Genomic DNA, 16,014 nt, shown 5'->3' with positions numbered 1-16,014 from the left:
GTGCCATCGTATATTCAATGACTCGAAGTCAGTGAATGACTCACGGTCGATCGATGGTCGTCATGACAATGCCCTCCGGGAAGGCAGGCGGAGCCGTGGAGAAGCGCAGGATCGTGTTGCTGGGTGCGACGGGATACACCGGACAGCGAGTGCTCCGGGAACTGCTCGCACGAGGCGAGAAGCCGACCTTGGCCGGGCGTAGCCGAACCAGGATGCTGGCTCTGGCTGACACCTTCGAGGCAGAGCTTCCGGTGTTCGAGGTGGACGCCACGTCGGCGTCCGACTTCGCGCACCTCCTGGAGCCCAGCGACGTGCTCCTCTCCACCGTCGGGCCGTTCACCCATGTCGGTATGGTCCCGATCACGGCCGCCGCGCAGGCAGGGGCCCACTACTTCGACTCCGCGGGGGAGGGGCCCTTCGCTCGCCGTGTCCGCGATGAGCTGGACTCCCTGGCCGCCGCCCGGGGAGCGACCCTCGTGCCGTCATTCGGCTATGACTACGTGCCGGGCAACCTCGCTGGCGCGCTGGCTCTGGACACGGCAGGCGAGCGGGCACGACATGTCGAGATCGGCTACTTCATCACCCGCTCGGGACACGGGGACGAACTGCTCTACCGCACCACTCTGCGCGACTCCTACACCCTGACCACGGCAGGTACGCGGCAGACACTCGTTGCCGCGGCGGCCGAGGACGGCTTCGCTTACCGTCCTGCACGTCGCGGGCAGCCTTCCCGGCTGATCGACGAACGTGCCGCCAAGAGGGTCCGCACATTTCGCTACGCCGGTGTGAAGCGTTCGGCCATGACCGTCCCGGGCACGGAGCATCTCGGACTCCCGGCGATTTTCCCCCAGTTGGAGAGTGTCGAGGTAGGTCTGGGCTGGCTCGGACGGTGGACCCGGCCGATACAGATCGCCGCCACCCTGCAGGCGCCATTGCTGCGGTCGGCGAAGGTGCGGGCCGCGTTGGCGCGATGGTCCGAGCGGCTCCCGGGATCCCGCCGTGAACCGGATCTCGACGGCCGTTCCCTGGTGATCGCTGTCGCCCGTGACGGGCAGGGCCGGCCCCTGGCCACGACAACCCTCACCGGGCCGGATCCGTACGAGATGACGGGATCTCTTCTGGCATGGGGTGCGGCGCAGGCAGCGGCGCCGGATGCGGTCCTCGAACCTGGCGCGCACGGACCGGTCGCGGCCTTCGGGCTCGACACCCTCAGGCTCGGTGCAGCCGAGGCCGGAGTGCATGAAGTCGACGAGGTCTCGGCGCGCCGCCGCTGATCGCTGCCCGGGCATAGATCATGGCGCCGGGGCGCTGAGATGGACGTACAGGGGACTACCTGCGCTTTCCCTGAGGCAGGCGGTGGCTGAAGCTGCCACTGATGAGTTGATGAACACGTTGTTCGATCGGGAGCCGGCCGGTCCCTCGCGAGGAGCCGACCACCCCAGCGGAAAGGAACCTTCCATGGACGAGCAGGGCGAGCGCTTCGACGTCGTCGTACTCGGCGCGGGCCCCGGCGGATACGTCGCCGCCATCCGGGCCGCCCAACTGGGCAAGCGCGTCGCGGTCGTCGAGGAGAAGTACTGGGGCGGCGTCTGTCTGAACGTGGGCTGTATCCCCACCAAGGCCCTGCTGCGCAACGCCGAGCTCGCGCACATCTTCACGCGCGAGGCGAAGACCTTCGGAATCAAGGTCGAGGGCGAGGTCTCCTTCGACTACGGCGAGGCCTTCCGCCGCAGCCGCAAGGTCGCGGACGGCCGGGTCAAGGGCGTCCACTACCTGATGAAGAAGAACAAGATCACGGAGATCAGCGGTCGCGGCACGTTCCTCGACCCGCACACGCTCCAGGTGGCCGGCTACGACGGCGACACCCGCACCATCGGCTTCGACGACTGCGTCATCGCCACCGGCGCCACTCCGAAGCTGCTACCGGGCACCCGTCGTACGTCCCGAGTGGTGACGTTCGAGGAACAGATCCTCGCTGAGGATCTGCCGCAGTCCATCGTGATCGCGGGCGCCGGCGCGATCGGCATCGAGTTCGCCTACGTCCTGAACAACTACGGCGTGAAGGTCACCGTCGTCGAGTTCCTGGACCGGATCGCGCCGCTGGAGGACGCCGAGGTCTCCGCCGAACTGGCCAAGCAGTACCGGAAGTTGGGCATCGACGTCCTCACCTCGACCCGCGTCGAGTCGATCGACGAGTCCGGCGCGCAGGTCCGGGTCACGGTCACCGGCAAGGACGGCGCCCAGCAGGTCCTGGAGGCCGACAAGGTGCTCCAGGCGATCGGCTTCGCCCCGAACGTCACCGGCTACGGCCTGGAGAACACGGGCGTACGGGTGACCGAGCGCGGCGCGATCGACGTCGACGGCCGCTGCCGTACCTCCGTCCCGCACATCTACGCCATCGGCGACGTCACCGCGAAGCTGATGCTCGCCCATGCCGCCGAGGCCATGGGCGTGGTCGCCGCCGAGACGATCGGGGACGCGGAGACCATGGAGCTGGACTATGTGATGATCCCGCGGTCCACGTTCTGCCAGCCGCAGATCGCCAGCTTCGGCTACACCGAGGCGCAGGCGAGGGAGAAGGGCTTCGACGTCCAGGTCGCCAAGTTCCCCTTCACCGCGAACGCCAAGGCGCACGGCCTGGGCGACGCGAGCGGCTTCGTGAAGCTGATCAGCGACGCCAAGTACGGCGAACTCCTCGGCGGCCACCTCATCGGCCCCGACGTCACCGAACTGCTGCCCGAGCTGACCCTGGCCCAGCAGTGGGACCTCACCGTCCATGAGGTCGCCCGCAACGTCCACGCCCACCCGACGCTGGGCGAGGCGGTCAAGGAAGCCGTCCACGGCCTCGCCGGCCACATGATCAACATGTAGCAGGGTGCCGTCCCCTCGAAATGCGGTGTGGGGATGCATTGGGGGTTGCCGCGTTGCCGACCTGCGCGCGAGACAGTCAGATAGGGGAGATGGTGAGTTGGACCCGGTGCAACGGCGCGGGGGCGCAAGCGTGCTCGGATCGGTTTAGCGCTCTTTTGTCACCAAGGGTTGCCGATCCCTTGCCTCGCGCGTTCCAAGAGACCGGTTGCCCCCGGGGCGTTCAAGCCCGGAGACGCGGGGCCCCGTGTTGCCGGACGTGCAGCATCTTGCTTTGAGGCAGCGTGGGCGGATGGTCAGGGTTCAGCGGCCGGGGGTTAGACGAAGGCCGGAGGCGGTACGAAGCCGTCTACTTCCCGGCCCAGCAGGGCGGCGAACTCGATGGTGGTGAGATCGCCCCCGCTGGGGCCCATGGCCTGGAGACCGATGGGCAGTCCGCTCCTGCCTCGGCGCACCGGGATGGTCGTCGCCGGCCCTCCGGAGACGTTGGCAATGGCGCTCCACTTGACCTGGTCCCAGTAAGGGCGTCGTACACCGTCGACTTCGAAGGGCCGCCCGAACCAGTCGATCAGCTTGTTGTGGTGGGCGGGGGCGGCCGTCGGGGTGACCGGCATGAGCACGATGTCGAAGTCCTGGAAGAACTCGAACCATCGCTGCCGGATCTCATTGCGCACCATGTGGGCCTGCAGCCAGCGGTAGTGGGACTGGAAGGTTCCGAACAGGGCTGGGCTGGCGTCACCGCGCGGGTGCTGGACCATCCGGGCCAGTGTCGCGGCGCTGGAGGCAGGCGCGAGGCTGGTGCGGTCGCCCGCGCCGAAGAGCAGGGGCTGGAAGGCCTTCCCGTGATTCGTCGCGATGTCGACAGGGAGGCTGGCGGGCTGGACCGTGATCTTCGCGCCGGCCGCCCGCAGCACGGTGACCGCGTCATCCATGGCTGCTGTGACGTCGCTGTCGACCGGGCACGCGGGATCCTCGCCCCAGACGGCGACTCGGAAGTCGGCGAGCTTGGTGGCGCGCGGCGGCGCGAGTGTGTAGCTGAAACCGCCGTCGTAGTCGGCGGGCCCGACCGTTGCCCGCAGGATCGGGACGAGGTCACGGGCGTCGCGGACCTGTGCCCCGCCGCAGGCCATGTCGGCGTCCGTCCATCGTCCCGTGCCCGGGCCGTAGGGCACATGCCCGATGAGGGGTATCGACCGCCAGGTCGACTTGTGCCCGTACAGGCCGTTGAAGTGGGACGGGATCCTGGTCGATCCGCCGATTTCCGAGCCGAAGTCGAACGTTGTGAGACCTGCGGCGGTGGCGACGGCGCCGCCCCCGGCGGATCCGCCCGAGGTGCGGGTCGTGTCCCACGGGTTCGATGAAGGACCGAACACCGGGTTGTCGGCCTGGACGTCCTGGTTGCCCGGAGGCATGTTGCTCTTCCCCATGATCACGGCACCGGCCGAACGCAGCCGTTTCACCGCCTCGGCGTCCTGGTCGGGCACGTAGTCCTTGAGATCTCTTCGCCCGCAGACGGTGCGCATCCCGGCTGTCTCGAAGCTGTCCTTGACCGTGATCGGCACACCGTGCAGAGGACCGAGGTCTCGCCCGGCCGCCCGGGCGGCGTCGGCTTCCCCGGCCTCACGACGGGCACGCTCGGCGTCGAGGGTCACCACCGCGTTCAGCGCGGTGTTGTGGATGGTGATCCGCTCGAGATAGAGCTCGACGAGTTCCCGGCTCGAGATCTCACCGTCGGCCAGCGCGCGCGACTGCTCCACTGCGGGCTGGAAGGGGACGTCACTCACGGCATGCCTCATCTCTGACTCTGACATCGCCAATAAAATGTGCGTCATAATATTACATTCGACAGACAATAGGTGTGGGGCGCACGGCAATGGCCTTGCGGGATGAGCGGAGGATTCTGCGGCGCGGTGCGTCGGCGGGCGCTCCAGAGGGGACGGTGTCGGTGGCTCCGGCACCGGTGCGGCGTCGGATGTGCTTACGTCGCCTTGATCCAGGAGTCGGCCGCTGCCCGGGCGCGGTCAATCGGCTGGGCGGCGACGGCGCGCGGGCCATCGTGGACGAGAGCGTCGGCCATCTGGCACCCGAGGATCCCATGCCCGTACGCGGCAAGGGCCTCGGACTCTTCGCGATGATGGCGGGGTCGCTGCAACTGTCCCGCGTCGCCTTCGGCTCGAAGCTCGCCGACGAGGTCCTTGAGAGCGCCCTCGCATTCATGTGCGGACCGGTGCGGGATCAGGCCGGATCGACGAATATGTCGAGCGCGAGATCACCCTCAAAGCCGACAGGGCTGTAGGCGGACAGATCGGTGACGCCCTCGTCCGAGAGGACCTCGTCGTCGATGAACAGGTTGGCGGTGCACTTCCGCGCGTCACGCGTGACGATGGCGTACGCGGCGTCAGCCATGATCCGCGGACTACGGGCTTGTCCGGCGCCGCCGACGACGTTGCGTACGGCGGCTGTGTCGATCAGGGTCCGTGGCCACAACGAGTTGGCGGCGATGCCGTCGGCGGCGAGCTCCTCGGCGAGCCCGATGGTGCACAGACTCATGCCGTACTTCGACAGCGTGTATCCGAGGTGCTTCCCCACCCAGTGCGGCGCGAGGTTCAACGGCGGGGAGAGCGTGAGGATGTGTGGGTTGCCCGCCTCGCGCAGATGCGGGATCGCTGCCTTGCTCAGCAGGAACGTGCCACGCGTGTTGATGTCCTGCATCAGGTCGTACCGCTTCATCTCCAGCTGCTCCGACGACGACAGGTCGATCGCGCTGGCGTTGTTGACCACGATGTCGATGCCACCGAAGGCGCTGACCGCCGCGTCGACGGCGGTGCGCACATCGTCCTCGTCACGGACGTCGCCGACTACGGCCAGCCCCTTGCCGCCCGCGCGCTCAATCTCGTCGACGGCGGTGTGGACCGTGCCTTCGAGCTTTGGATGCGGCACGGCGGTCTTGGCGAGCATCACCACGTTCGCACCGTCGCGGGCCGCGCGCAGGGCGATGGCGAGTCCGATGCCGCGGCTGCCTCCCGACATCAGGATGGTCTTGTCGGCCAGTGTCTGTGTCATGGCTGAACCTCCAGAATAGATTGCCAGACTAATGATATGCGATGCTAATGATATCTTCCGCGTATGACTTCGACTCCCACACGCCAGATCGACCGGCTTTACCACGAGCTCCTGGCTCCCAAAGAGACACAGTCCGTTCGCGCTGCCGTGCGCCGGATCGCAGAACGCGAAGTGGCTCCGCACGCCGTGGCGATCGCCGGTGGTGACGAGCGCACGGACGGCTTCCCCCGGCAGGTGTTTGACGGGCTTGCGTCGGCGGGGGTCTTCCGGATCCCCTTCCCCGGCGAGGTCGGCGGCGACGGTCTGACCCACCCGGCGACCGCCACCGCCGCGGCCATCGAGGAACTGGCCTACTACTCGAGCAGCGTCGCGGCCGTCTTCGATGTGCACTGCATCCTGGCGGGCAACGCCCTGCGGCAGGGCACTGAGGAGCAGCAGCAGCGATGGCTGCGAAAGGTCGCGGAGGGCTCTGTGGTCGGCGCGTTCGCCACCACTGAGCCGGATGCCTCAAGTGACCTGTCTCCGCAGGCGGTTCAGACCGAGGCGATACGCACCGAGGCCGGCTGGGTGCTGAACGGCCACAAGCGGTGGATCTCCAACTCGCCCGTCGCCGGGTTCGTGGTGGTTCTCGCCCGCACCGGCACCCGGCTGAGCATGTTCATCGTCGACACGGCACTTCCCGGAGTGGAAGTCGGCCTTCCCGACCGCAAGATGGGCAACCGCGGCCAGCTCACCGCGGACATCCGCTTCACGGATGTGCACCTGACCGACGACGACCTCCTCGGTGGCGCCGAGGGACACGGACTACGCCACGCGCTGTCCACTCTGACCTACGGCCGGATCGGCATCGCGGCTGCCGGGGTCGGAATGGCGCAGGCCGCCTTCGACCACGCCGTGGCCCACCTGTCGACGCGACACGCCTTCGGCAAGCCGGTGGCCGCCAACCAGCACTGGCAGTTCCTGCTCGCCGAACGGGCCACCGAGATCGAGAACGCCCGCACCCTCTACACCAAGGCCGCCCTGCGCCTGGACGCCGGTGACCCGTCCCCGGAACCCGAGGCCGCGATGGCGAAGTACTACGCCACCAAGCTGTCCGTGGACATGGCACGCGACGCCGTCCAGGCCTTCGGAGGCCTCGGCTTCGCGCGCGAACTGGGCGCCGACGGCAGCCCCGGCCCCGTCGAGGCGATCTACCGGGACAGCAAAATCGGTGAGATCTACGAGGGGACCAACGAGATCCAGAAGTGGGTCATAGCTCGGCAGATCTTCGGTCGGGCCATCGTCGGCTGATCGCCCAGGACGCGCCGGTGCAGTATGCCGACGGACAGTGGGGCATCCCGCCGGCCTGCAGCGGTCCTGGCGCCTCGGGCATTCTCGTACGATGGACAGGACCATACGTACGACTAACCATGGGCGGGATAAACGATGTCCGAGGCTCCGCTGGTACCAGGGACAGTGGCCGAACACACCATCTGCCTGCTGGTCAAACTCGGGCAGGTGGCGTTCAGGCTCGCTGAGGACGGCATCGGCGGGACCGGTCTGCGAGTGCGGCACTACAGCGTCCTGCAGGCTTTGGCGGACAACGGTGCCATGCCGCAACTGGCACTTGGCTCGTTCCTGCGCATCGACCCCGCGACGATGGTGACGAGTCTCGACGACCTGGAGCGCACCGGATACGCCGAGCGGACCCGAGATCCGCAGGATCGTCGCCGCTACGCCGTGGACATCACCGTCGAAGGCCGCAAGGTTCTTGCCGACCTCAACCGCACACTCGTCGATCTCGACGGCGAAATCCTCGCAGACCTGGGTGCCACGGAACGAGACTCGCTTCACGCCCTGCTGGGCAGCCTCGCGGGAAGTCCCACCCTGACCTCCCTGTTCGACACCGTCCGGGAGCAGAATGGAGCGAAACGGGCTTAGCGGCTTGGGGGATCGCACCTTGGTGCGGCGGTACGCCCCGGTTCTGGCGAAGTCCAGGAAGGGCAGCCGCCGAGGTCGCACACTGCAACCAAGGTGGGTACCTCAAACTGGCAGTCGAGTTCGGCATGCGCGTCGGCAGACTCCCGCTCTCGCAGGGCGGTTGCAAGTTCCGGGATCGCGTAGATCGTCCGCCTCCGGCGGGAGTTGACGCGGCAACAGCACAGGCACGAGACCGGTGAACATCAGGGTGTCTACGCCAGCTGATCACATTGAGGTCCCGTGCCTGCCGCTCCGTCCTCCCGGATCCCTGCCGTCCTGGCGAAACTGGGCCCCCTTCACCAGCACGACACCGGCCGCCTGCGCGCCCACCTCCGGCGCGTACCCGACCCGCGTTCGCCTCGCGGGCGGTGGTATCCCCTGGTCGGCTTGCTGCTGATCTGCGCCTGCGCAGTCGTCTCCGGTGCCCGGACCATCACCGAGATCACAGAGTGGGGACAGCGCGCCACCACCACAGTGCTGGAATGCCTCGGCACCCGCCGCCATCTGCCCGGACGCCGCCGTGCCCCGTCCCATGCCACCCTCACCCGGCTCCTGGCTGCCCTCGACGGCTATGCCCTGGAGACCGTGATCGGCGCCTACCTGGCCGCACACGACAACCCCGACGCCGGCACCACCGGCTCGGCGCCGCAGCCGTCGATCGCGGTGGACGGCATGGCGCTGTCCGGCTCCGCGCACCGGCAGCAGCGCCACCGGCACCTGCTGTCCGCCGTCACCCAAGCCCCCACCGTCGCCCTGGCCCAGCGGGAGGTGGGGGCCAAGACCAACGAGACGGCCGCGTTCCGCCCGCTGCTGGAACCACTCGATCTGGCCGGCACGGTGGTCACCTTCGACGCCCTGCACAGCGTCAGGGACCAGGTGCGCCGGCTGGTCCAGGAGAAGAAGGCCCACTACATCGCGGTGATCAAGGGAAACCAGCCGACAGTGTCGGCCCAGATCATGGCCCTGCCATGGGAGCAGGTGCCCGTGGCGCACACCGTCTCCGAGGCCGGGCACGGCCGGCGGGAGTCCCGCTTGGTCAAGTCCATGGCCATCGCGGCGAACCTCGGCGGGATCGCCTTCCCGCAAGCGCGGCTGGCCCTGCGTCTCCACCGGCGCCGCCAGGAGAGCGGCAAGCCGCAGACCCGGGAGACGGTCTACGCCGTCACCAGCCTTGACCCCCACCAGGCCAGACTGCCGACCTGGGCGGATACGTGCGCGGGCACTGGGGAATCGAAAATTCCAGCCACCATGTCAGAGACGTGGTGTGCGCCGAGGACGCCTCCACCGTCCACACCGGCAGCGCGCCGCGGGCGATGGCCGCTCTGCGGAACCTGTCTATCGGCAGGCTTCGGCTGCTGGGAGCGGACAACATTGCCAAGACCACTCGAGCGATCCGGGACGCACCCGAACACGCCCTCTGGATCTGGGGCATCACCGACAGCCCACTCCTGCCGGGAACTTGAAGCCACCCTGCGTTACGGCCGCCTCGGCCTCGCGGGACCGGACATGATCCAGGCAGGATCGCCACCGACCTGGCGGTGACGCCCGCTGGCGGCGGCGAAGCCATCGCCGAGTTGGCCGTACTGCGGGACCAGGCAGAGATGTTCGGCCCTGTCGCCTCGGCACCGACGGTCAGGGCCCATCGGGCGTCGGACAGGTCGCTGGGGTACGGCTTGCGCTCACTCACGGCACAGCGTGATCACGACCGAGGCGGAAAGCTCTGCTCCGCAGAAGAGCGGGAGATTCTGCCGCGTCTCCACGTCAGACGGGTTTCCGGGCGCAGAAGCGGATGAGACGGGCACCCGGGCTCGCGTCCGCTCTTGGGATATTCGGCACCTAAAAGGCGAACTATGTCGAAGTGGGGCACTCATGTAAGCCGCATAGCAGCCTTGACCTGCATAAACGCCCTCTTAGAAGGCGGTTCGTGGGGTGTTGTCCGTTTCCAGGTGAGGTTGGGGCAGGGACGCTGGTCGCGGGGTCTTGGTCGGCTACTGCTTTCTAGTGAAGCTGCGGCGTCGGCCTCGGTGAGGACGTCGAACCTGACGAGGCGTTTCGGCTTGGCGCGGGTGCCATCGATGTTCTTCGGCAGCGGTTCGTGGTCGAGGGCTTCGCAGACATCACGGGCCCGGAGGGGGCCGGTGACCTCGTCGTCAAGTGTTCGTCATCACCGGCGCGGCGCTTTCTGCCGCACACGCTGCGCCCCGTTCTCCGCCGTGACGTTCACGGCTGACGGCGTGCCCCGGTGCTCGACCGGTAGGCCGCCACACGATCCCACTCGCCTCGGAACTTGCTTGCGGCCTCTCGGTCGCTTCTATAGCATTACGAGCGTAAGTTGATGAGTTTCGCCCTCCCTGTGATGACGCTCGTGACCGGCGGGTCCCGGGCTCGGAAGGGGTGGTCGCACTCGCGCAAGTCGGAAACGTGCCAGACCCTGCTCGTCCAACCCGCCTGTTCGACCCGATTCCCCTGTCCGTCACCGGGGCGGAGCCCCTCCGTCCATCCGCATGGGAGAAGCACATGTCTTCCTCGAACGTCGAGCCCCGAACGTCCGCCGCCGACTTGCACCGGCTTGCCGATGAGTACGTCAGGCGCGTCAACCTGCGCGACCTCGACGCCCTGTTCGCCCTGTACGCGCCGGACTTCCGCAACCACGCCGCCGACGGCACCACCACCGGCCTCGAGGAGGCCCGCGCGGTGCTTGCGTCGTTCCTCGACGCGGTCCCTGACTTCGCCGCCACGCCGGTCCGTGTCGTCGCCGAGGACGATTGGTTCGCGATCACCTTTATCCTCACCGGCACGAACACCGGGCCTTTCAACGGCACTCCCGCCACCGGCCGATCGATCAAGGTGCTGGAGGTCCGCATGTTCAAGGTGGCCGACGGGAAGCTCACCGACCACTGGGGCCTCATCGACCTGACGACGCTCTTCGCCCAGTTGCAGTCCTGAGACGGCTACCTGAGTTAATGCCTGCTTCACCCTTTCGGGTGGGGCAGGCGGGCCAGCCGCAGCGTCGCCGGGCGGCTACGGTCGCGGCTGGGTGAACAAGCCCTGCTCGGTCTCGACCAGGATTCCGCGCTCGGTCAGCCGCTTGAGCTTGAGGCGGGTGTTGTTGATGGTGTTGGACGCGATCTCCATGTCCATCGCCTCGCACACCTGCCGCGCCCGCAGCGGGGCGTCGGCCGCGGTGAATACTGCCAGGATCTGCTGGTAGGCCGGATGGTCGGGCAGCTTCGGCGCCGACGGCGCGGGTGGCTGCGGATCGGGCAGCTCCAGCAGTGTCTTGCGGGTGATCCGGATCTCCTCAGCGGCCCTACCGAGCTCGTCCAGCCGTGCGGTCAGCTGCTCGATCTGCTCTCCCGTCGTCTCGGCCTGCGCGGCGATCTCGCGTTCTCGCTCCTCCAGCCGGGCCAGCACCGCCCCCAGGGTCAGCTCCCCGCCACTCATGTGCTGCGCCAGGCCGCAGCGGTGCCCCGGTCAGCCGGCGCAGTATCACTGCGGTCATCGCCCCGTACGCCCTCGACTTCGAACTGCGCGGCAGGTGCTCGTAGTCGCGCGCCAACCTGCGGTGCAGCATCAAGATCCCGTAGGTGCGCTCCACGATCCACCGCTTGGGGATCGGCACGAACCCGGTCTGCGCCGGGTTGTGCTCGACGATCTCCACCTCGATGCCGACCTGTACCCCGTGCGCGACGACGGCGTTCTTGAAGCCCTGGTCGACCAGGGCCTTCTGTACGGTGTCGGCGGCGACCTTGTCCAGCAGCGCGATGCCGGCGACATTGTCGTGCACGGACGCGGCGAGCACCACCACCGCCATCACCAGGCCCAACACGTCAATGGCCAGGCCGCGCATGCGGCCCGGCAACTTTTTTTGCCGCATCACACCCCGTCGACTCCGCGGGCACCCCGGCCGCTGCATGCACGCTCTGGGTGTCGAGCACCACCAGGCTCGGGTCCGCCTACCAGCGCAGCAGGCCGTGGATGGTCCGGTCGGTGCCGTCATCGCGCCACTTGGCGAAGTCAGTACATCACCGCGCCGCGCGGTGGCAGGTCGTGCGGAAGCAGGTCCCACTGGCAGCCGGTGCGGCCCTGGTAGAGGAGCGCGTTGACGATCTCCCGCATCTCGTACCGTCTTGGTGGCCGCTGACCGAACGGCGTGCGGCCTTCCACGCGACAATCACCGGCTCGATCAGCGCCCACTGCATGTCGGACAGGTCGGTCTTGTACGGCTTGCGCTCGCTCACGGTCCTCAGCCCAGCACGCCCGAGCCCTCCGACCGGCAGGCATGCCGCAGTCCCACACGTTCAGGTGACGACAAATCACCTGTCAACTCGCATATCGCCCTCTTGGTCAGGCGGGTTGCGCCGCCATCCACCCTGCGGTCGGGTGAGCGATCAAGGCCGGCGTGTTGCGGTTACCAGCAGTGTGTCCGCGGTGCGCGGCCCCGGGGCGGCCGACGGCAGCATGTCCACGCTGATCCCTGTGAATCCGGCCTCGTCCAAGACCTTCACCCAGACGTGCTCCTGGAGCACCCACCGGTCCATCGTGGTCGCTTCCCCCTCGGGAGTCCTCGCGGGGACGGAGGCGGCCACGACGTCCGGCTGCGCGGAAGCGCCGCCTACGTAGTGCGCAAGGGTGGAGAACACCAGCCGTCCGCCCGGCCTGAGAGCGAAGACCGCCGCCGGCAGCAGCTCGCGGGGGTCGGTGAAGTCGAGCGCGCCGAAGACGCTGTAGAGCACGTCGTAGGTGTTGGCCGCCGCTTTCAGATGCGACACGGCGTCACACGACACGATGCGCAGGCGTGGCGCGAGGTGGCCGAACAGGGCGGAGGCCATCTCGTACTGGCCCGGCGAGGCATCGACAGCAACGACCTGGGCGGGCTCGTGATGGACGACGAGATGGGCGGCGTGCCGGGCGGTACCTGCGCCGAGGTCACCGACGACGCGCCCCGAGAGGTCTCCCAGTACCTCCGGGCCGGGGCCACTGTCCTGGCTCCAGATCCAGCGAAAGGTGTCGGGAACCTCTCGGTCGCGGCCGGCGCGGGTGCGCCCGTAGTGGTGCCAGAGGTCTGAGGGGGGGGCTCGTCACCCGCACCATCCTGGCGCGCGGGGCCCGGTACCGAGCCGGTTCCGGAGAATCTCACCCCCACGTGCGTCGGGCCTCGGCCGACTGCGGCCGGGGCCCGACGTGCTCTTCGGTCAGTGCGAGTCGTTGCCGGGGTGGCAGGGGCCGCACTCGGCGGCGTCCGTCCACAGCGGCAGGTCGACGTCCCAGCCGTCGGACGCGATGACGGTCGCCGTCTTCATCACCGAGCCGTCGTTCTTCATCTCGACCTTGGGCACGTGGTGCAGGAAGTGCCCGTCGTTGAAGCGGTCGCACAGGTTGGCGTACGCCACAGTGTCAAGGCTGATCGTGTGGACGCCGATGTCGACGAGCTTGCTTGGCGCGAGCCCCAGGGACTCACCCCGGTGGTTCATCGCGGTCAGCAGGTAGGCGTACCCCTGTCCGAGGACCCGGGCCGCCATGACCGAGTCGTACGGGTAGTCCCGCACCAGGAGCGCGACCTGCTTGTCCCACAGATCGTCCGGCACGACTTCTCGCACGGAATGGAAAGGGCCGATTGCCGGGTCGGCGGCCAGGGGGAATGCGACTGCCGTTGACATGATGCCTCCACTGGACGGTGCCCCGCGGCGCGGGGCGCTGCATTCAGCACACCGCGCCGAACCGCCTGGAGGTGATCAACTCGCTTACCACGCAAGGGCTTTGCACATCGTGCAAGCAGTCTCGACGGCTTTGTACCGCGTCCGTACCGTAAGAGCCCCGGTCGTGCAGCGTGGGAGGGACCTGTGCCCGTAGACCCGCTCTGGAACAGCACGAGAGCACGCGAGTTAGCCGCCCAGCGACGCCCCAGCGCGCTGATCCGCCTCGGCCGCGAACAGCGAGCCTGGACCCTCGCCGCCCTCGGCGAACGGCTCGGCTGCTCACCGGCCACCGTCTCCCGGCTGGAGCGGAGCACCAGGGTCGTCGACCTGGCCCTGGTCCACCGCGCCGCCCTGGAAGTCGGCGTACCGCGACACGTCTTGGTGAGTTCTCTGGCGCCACCCACCCCGACGGCATCGACGGCCACTAGAGTGACGGCCAGTCAGCACGCCGAGGAGGACCCGATGCGCCGCCGTACGCTGCTCACCGCCACGGCAGTCGCCGGGCCGACCGCCCTGCTGCTGGGGCTGGACGAGGCCCTGGCCGACACCCCCGCACCGACCGGCAACGGACCACTGGACACTCGCCTGGCCACAGCGCGCGAGCTGTACGATAAAGGCACCCATCGCCCGCTGCTCGCCGCCCTGCCCGGACTGATCGCCGACGGACATGCCGCCGCACGCTCACGCCGCGAACTCGACCAGGCCCGGCTCTCCTCGGTCTACAGCCTCGCCGCCGCCGTCCTGAGCAAGCTCGGCTCCTACGAGCAGGCCCGCCTCACCGCCGACCGCGCCCGCACCTGGGCCGAAGTGTCCGGCTCCCCGCTGGCAGCGGCAGCCGCGGCCCGGGAGTTGGCGATCGTACTGCGCCACCAGAACCGCAACGAAGAGGCCCAGCGCCTCATGTCGACAGCCGCCACCGGAGTGGAAAGTACCGGACTGCGCACCGACGCATCGGCATCGGCATACGCCCAGATGCTCTGTACCCTGGCCTACACCGCCGCCCGGGGCGGCCACCGCACCGAGGCCCTGGCGATGACCATGGAAGCCCGCCGCGCCGCCGCCCACCTGCCCGAGACCGCACCGGCGGGCCGTCTGTTCCCCATCAGCCCCGCCGCCGTCGACTTGTATGCGGTCGGCGTCCACTGGGCGCTCGGAGATGCTGGAGCCGCCCTGGAGGCCGGGAAGGACCTGCGCCCCGCACAGTTCCCGACCGCCGAGCGCAAAGCCCGGCTGGGCACCGACATGGCGCGAGCCTGGTGGGCATGGCAACGGCCCGAGCAGACCGCCCAAGCACTTCTTGCGGCGCACCGGGCCAGTCCCGCAGAAGTCCGGGACCGGCCCGCGATCCGCAGCATCGTCTACGAACTGGCAGAGCGACACCCCCGCACGGCCGGCGTCCGCGAGCTGCACGCCGCCGTACACCAGCAGGCAAGCTGACGCGCCATCCTCCCCGGAGCTGCCTCCCGCAGCGGATCGCCTAAGAAGTCGTCTCATTTGGCGCGTTCGATAGTCTGCGGTCGTGGACATCGTGGAGCGGCTGGTGCCGGATGAGTTGTGGGAGTTGTTCGCGCGGGTGGTGCCACCGGCCCCGACACGGCCTCAAGGTGGTGGCCGACGGCGGTATGGGGATCGCGAGGTGCTGGCCGCGATTGTGTTCGTGGCCACGTCAGGGTGCACGTGGAAGCAGTTACCGCCATCCTTCGGCCCGTCGGGGCCGACCGCACACCGCCGGTTCAGCGAATGGAGCAGGGCCCGGGTCTGGGCCAAACTGCACCGCCTGATGCTGGACGAACTCGGCGCTCGCGGAGACCTGGACTGGTCGAGGTGCGCGGTCGACTCGGTGAACATGCGGGCCTTGAAAGGGGGGACCTGACAGGTCCGAATCCTGTCGACCGGGGCAAGAAAGGGTCGAAGATCCACCTGATCACCGAGCGGACCGGTCTGCCCATCTCCGTCGGTATATCGGGCGCCAACCTCCACGACAGCCAGGCCCTGCAGCCCCTGGTCCGCGGGATCCCGCCGATCCGCTCCCGCCGCGGCCCACGCCGACGCAAGCCCGCCAAGCTGCACGCCGACAAGGGATACGACTACGACCACCTGCGCCGATGGCTGCGCAAGCGCGGCATCACCCACCGCATCGCACGCAAGGGCATCGAATCTTCCACGCGACTGGGCCGCCACCGCTGGACGATCGAGCGCACCATGGCCTGGCTCGCCGGCTGCCGTCGGCTCCACCGCCGCTACGAGCGCAAGGCTGAACACTTCCTGGCCTTCACCGCTATCGCCTGCACCCTCATTTGCTACCGCCGACTCGCCAAATGAGACGACTTCTAAGCTTGTTCTTTATCTACCAAGATCGGCCAGGTCTGCCGATGGCCTTGAGGGTCTCGGGGCGTTTGACGGTTTTGCCGACGTCGTAGCGGGG

12 protein-coding genes and 2 pseudogenes are annotated in these 16,014 nt (G+C 68.3%); 8 read left to right on the top strand and 6 right to left on the bottom strand.

Going from position 1 to position 16,014, the window contains the following annotated elements; translation table 11 throughout:
- Positions 1–35: 35 nt before the first annotated feature.
- Together ACFXC1_RS41625 and lpdA are read left to right on the top strand one after the other, a co-directional pair.
- Positions 36–1,274, top strand: coding sequence for a saccharopine dehydrogenase NADP-binding domain-containing protein (locus ACFXC1_RS41625; protein WP_381253010.1), 1,239 nt, complete (start codon positions 36–38; stop codon positions 1,272–1,274).
- A 184-nt stretch (positions 1,275–1,458) separates the two neighbouring features.
- Positions 1,459–2,871: a dihydrolipoyl dehydrogenase gene (gene lpdA / locus ACFXC1_RS41620; RefSeq protein ID WP_381253007.1), complete on the top strand. Its 1,413-nt coding sequence runs from the start codon at positions 1,459–1,461 to the stop codon at positions 2,869–2,871.
- A 314-nt stretch (positions 2,872–3,185) separates the two neighbouring features.
- Here the strand turns inward: lpdA and ACFXC1_RS41615 are convergent, their stop codons facing one another.
- Both ACFXC1_RS41615 and ACFXC1_RS41610 read right to left on the bottom strand, forming a co-directional pair.
- A complete protein-coding gene (locus ACFXC1_RS41615) occupies positions 3,186–4,652 on the bottom strand; it encodes an amidase (RefSeq protein ID WP_381253004.1) in 1,467 nt (488 codons plus the stop codon).
- A 451-nt stretch (positions 4,653–5,103) separates the two neighbouring features.
- The gene (locus ACFXC1_RS41610) at positions 5,104–5,931 is read right to left on the bottom strand and encodes an SDR family oxidoreductase (RefSeq protein WP_381253002.1); all 828 of its coding nucleotides are present in this window, start codon (positions 5,929–5,931) and stop codon (positions 5,104–5,106) included.
- A gap of 63 nt (positions 5,932–5,994) precedes the next feature.
- On the opposite strand from ACFXC1_RS41610, the gene ACFXC1_RS41605 reads away from it, so the two are divergent.
- The 4 genes from ACFXC1_RS41605 (at position 5,995) to ACFXC1_RS41590 (ending at position 10,836) form a co-directional block, all read left to right on the top strand.
- The gene (locus tag ACFXC1_RS41605; RefSeq protein ID WP_381253000.1) at positions 5,995–7,221 is read left to right on the top strand and encodes an acyl-CoA dehydrogenase family protein; all 1,227 of its coding nucleotides are present in this window, start codon (positions 5,995–5,997) and stop codon (positions 7,219–7,221) included.
- Positions 7,222–7,386: 165 nt separating this feature from the next.
- Positions 7,387–7,851 carry a MarR family winged helix-turn-helix transcriptional regulator gene (locus tag ACFXC1_RS41600; protein WP_381252997.1) on the top strand — a complete coding sequence of 155 codons (465 nt, stop codon included), beginning with the start codon at positions 7,387–7,389 and terminating at the stop codon, positions 7,849–7,851.
- Between the two features lie 279 nt (positions 7,852–8,130).
- On the top strand, positions 8,131–9,432 hold the full coding sequence (locus ACFXC1_RS41595; protein WP_381252995.1) for an ISAs1 family transposase: 1,302 nt from the start codon (positions 8,131–8,133) through the stop codon (positions 9,430–9,432).
- 975 nt (positions 9,433–10,407) lie between these two features.
- Entirely contained in the window at positions 10,408–10,836 is a 429-nt protein-coding gene (locus tag ACFXC1_RS41590; RefSeq protein WP_381252993.1) for an ester cyclase, read from the top strand.
- A 75-nt stretch (positions 10,837–10,911) separates the two neighbouring features.
- Here ACFXC1_RS41590 and ACFXC1_RS41585 read toward each other — a convergent pair whose 3' ends face one another.
- The 4 genes and pseudogenes from ACFXC1_RS41585 to ACFXC1_RS41570 all read right to left on the bottom strand — a co-directional run bounded on the left by ACFXC1_RS41585 (position 10,912) and on the right by ACFXC1_RS41570 (position 13,550).
- A complete protein-coding gene (locus ACFXC1_RS41585) occupies positions 10,912–11,334 on the bottom strand; it encodes a glutamate--cysteine ligase family protein (RefSeq protein WP_381252990.1) in 423 nt (140 codons plus the stop codon).
- Positions 11,318–12,131, bottom strand: a pseudogene (locus ACFXC1_RS41580) (IS5 family transposase); the annotation flags it as partial. The gene ACFXC1_RS41585 and the pseudogene ACFXC1_RS41580, both read right to left, overlap by 17 nt.
- 150 nt (positions 12,132–12,281) lie before the next feature.
- A pseudogene (locus ACFXC1_RS41575) lies at positions 12,282–12,959 on the bottom strand (class I SAM-dependent methyltransferase); the annotation flags it as partial.
- 126 nt (positions 12,960–13,085) lie between these two features.
- Positions 13,086–13,550, bottom strand: a complete 465-nt coding sequence (locus tag ACFXC1_RS41570) for a glycine-rich domain-containing protein (protein ID WP_381252988.1) — start codon at positions 13,548–13,550, stop codon at positions 13,086–13,088.
- A 183-nt stretch (positions 13,551–13,733) separates the two neighbouring features.
- On the opposite strand from ACFXC1_RS41570, the gene ACFXC1_RS41565 reads away from it, so the two are divergent.
- Together ACFXC1_RS41565 and ACFXC1_RS41560 are read left to right on the top strand one after the other, a co-directional pair.
- Positions 13,734–15,026 carry a helix-turn-helix domain-containing protein gene (locus tag ACFXC1_RS41565; RefSeq protein WP_381252985.1) on the top strand — a complete coding sequence of 431 codons (1,293 nt, stop codon included), beginning with the start codon at positions 13,734–13,736 and terminating at the stop codon, positions 15,024–15,026.
- A 91-nt stretch (positions 15,027–15,117) separates the two neighbouring features.
- Positions 15,118–15,911 (top strand): IS5 family transposase gene (locus ACFXC1_RS41560; RefSeq protein WP_463294419.1). Its coding sequence is split into 2 segments (ribosomal slippage): positions 15,118–15,450 and positions 15,453–15,911, totalling 792 coding nucleotides; the frame shifts between segments, so codons are not numbered across the junction.
- Positions 15,912–16,014: the final 103 nt, after the last annotated feature.

It is taken from the genome of Streptomyces hokutonensis (assembly GCF_042751305.1).
GTDB lineage: Bacteria > Actinomycetota > Actinomycetes > Streptomycetales > Streptomycetaceae > Streptomyces > Streptomyces hokutonensis_A.
Note: the sequence above shows the minus strand (reverse complement) of the source record. Positions and strands in the feature narration are given on the sequence as shown.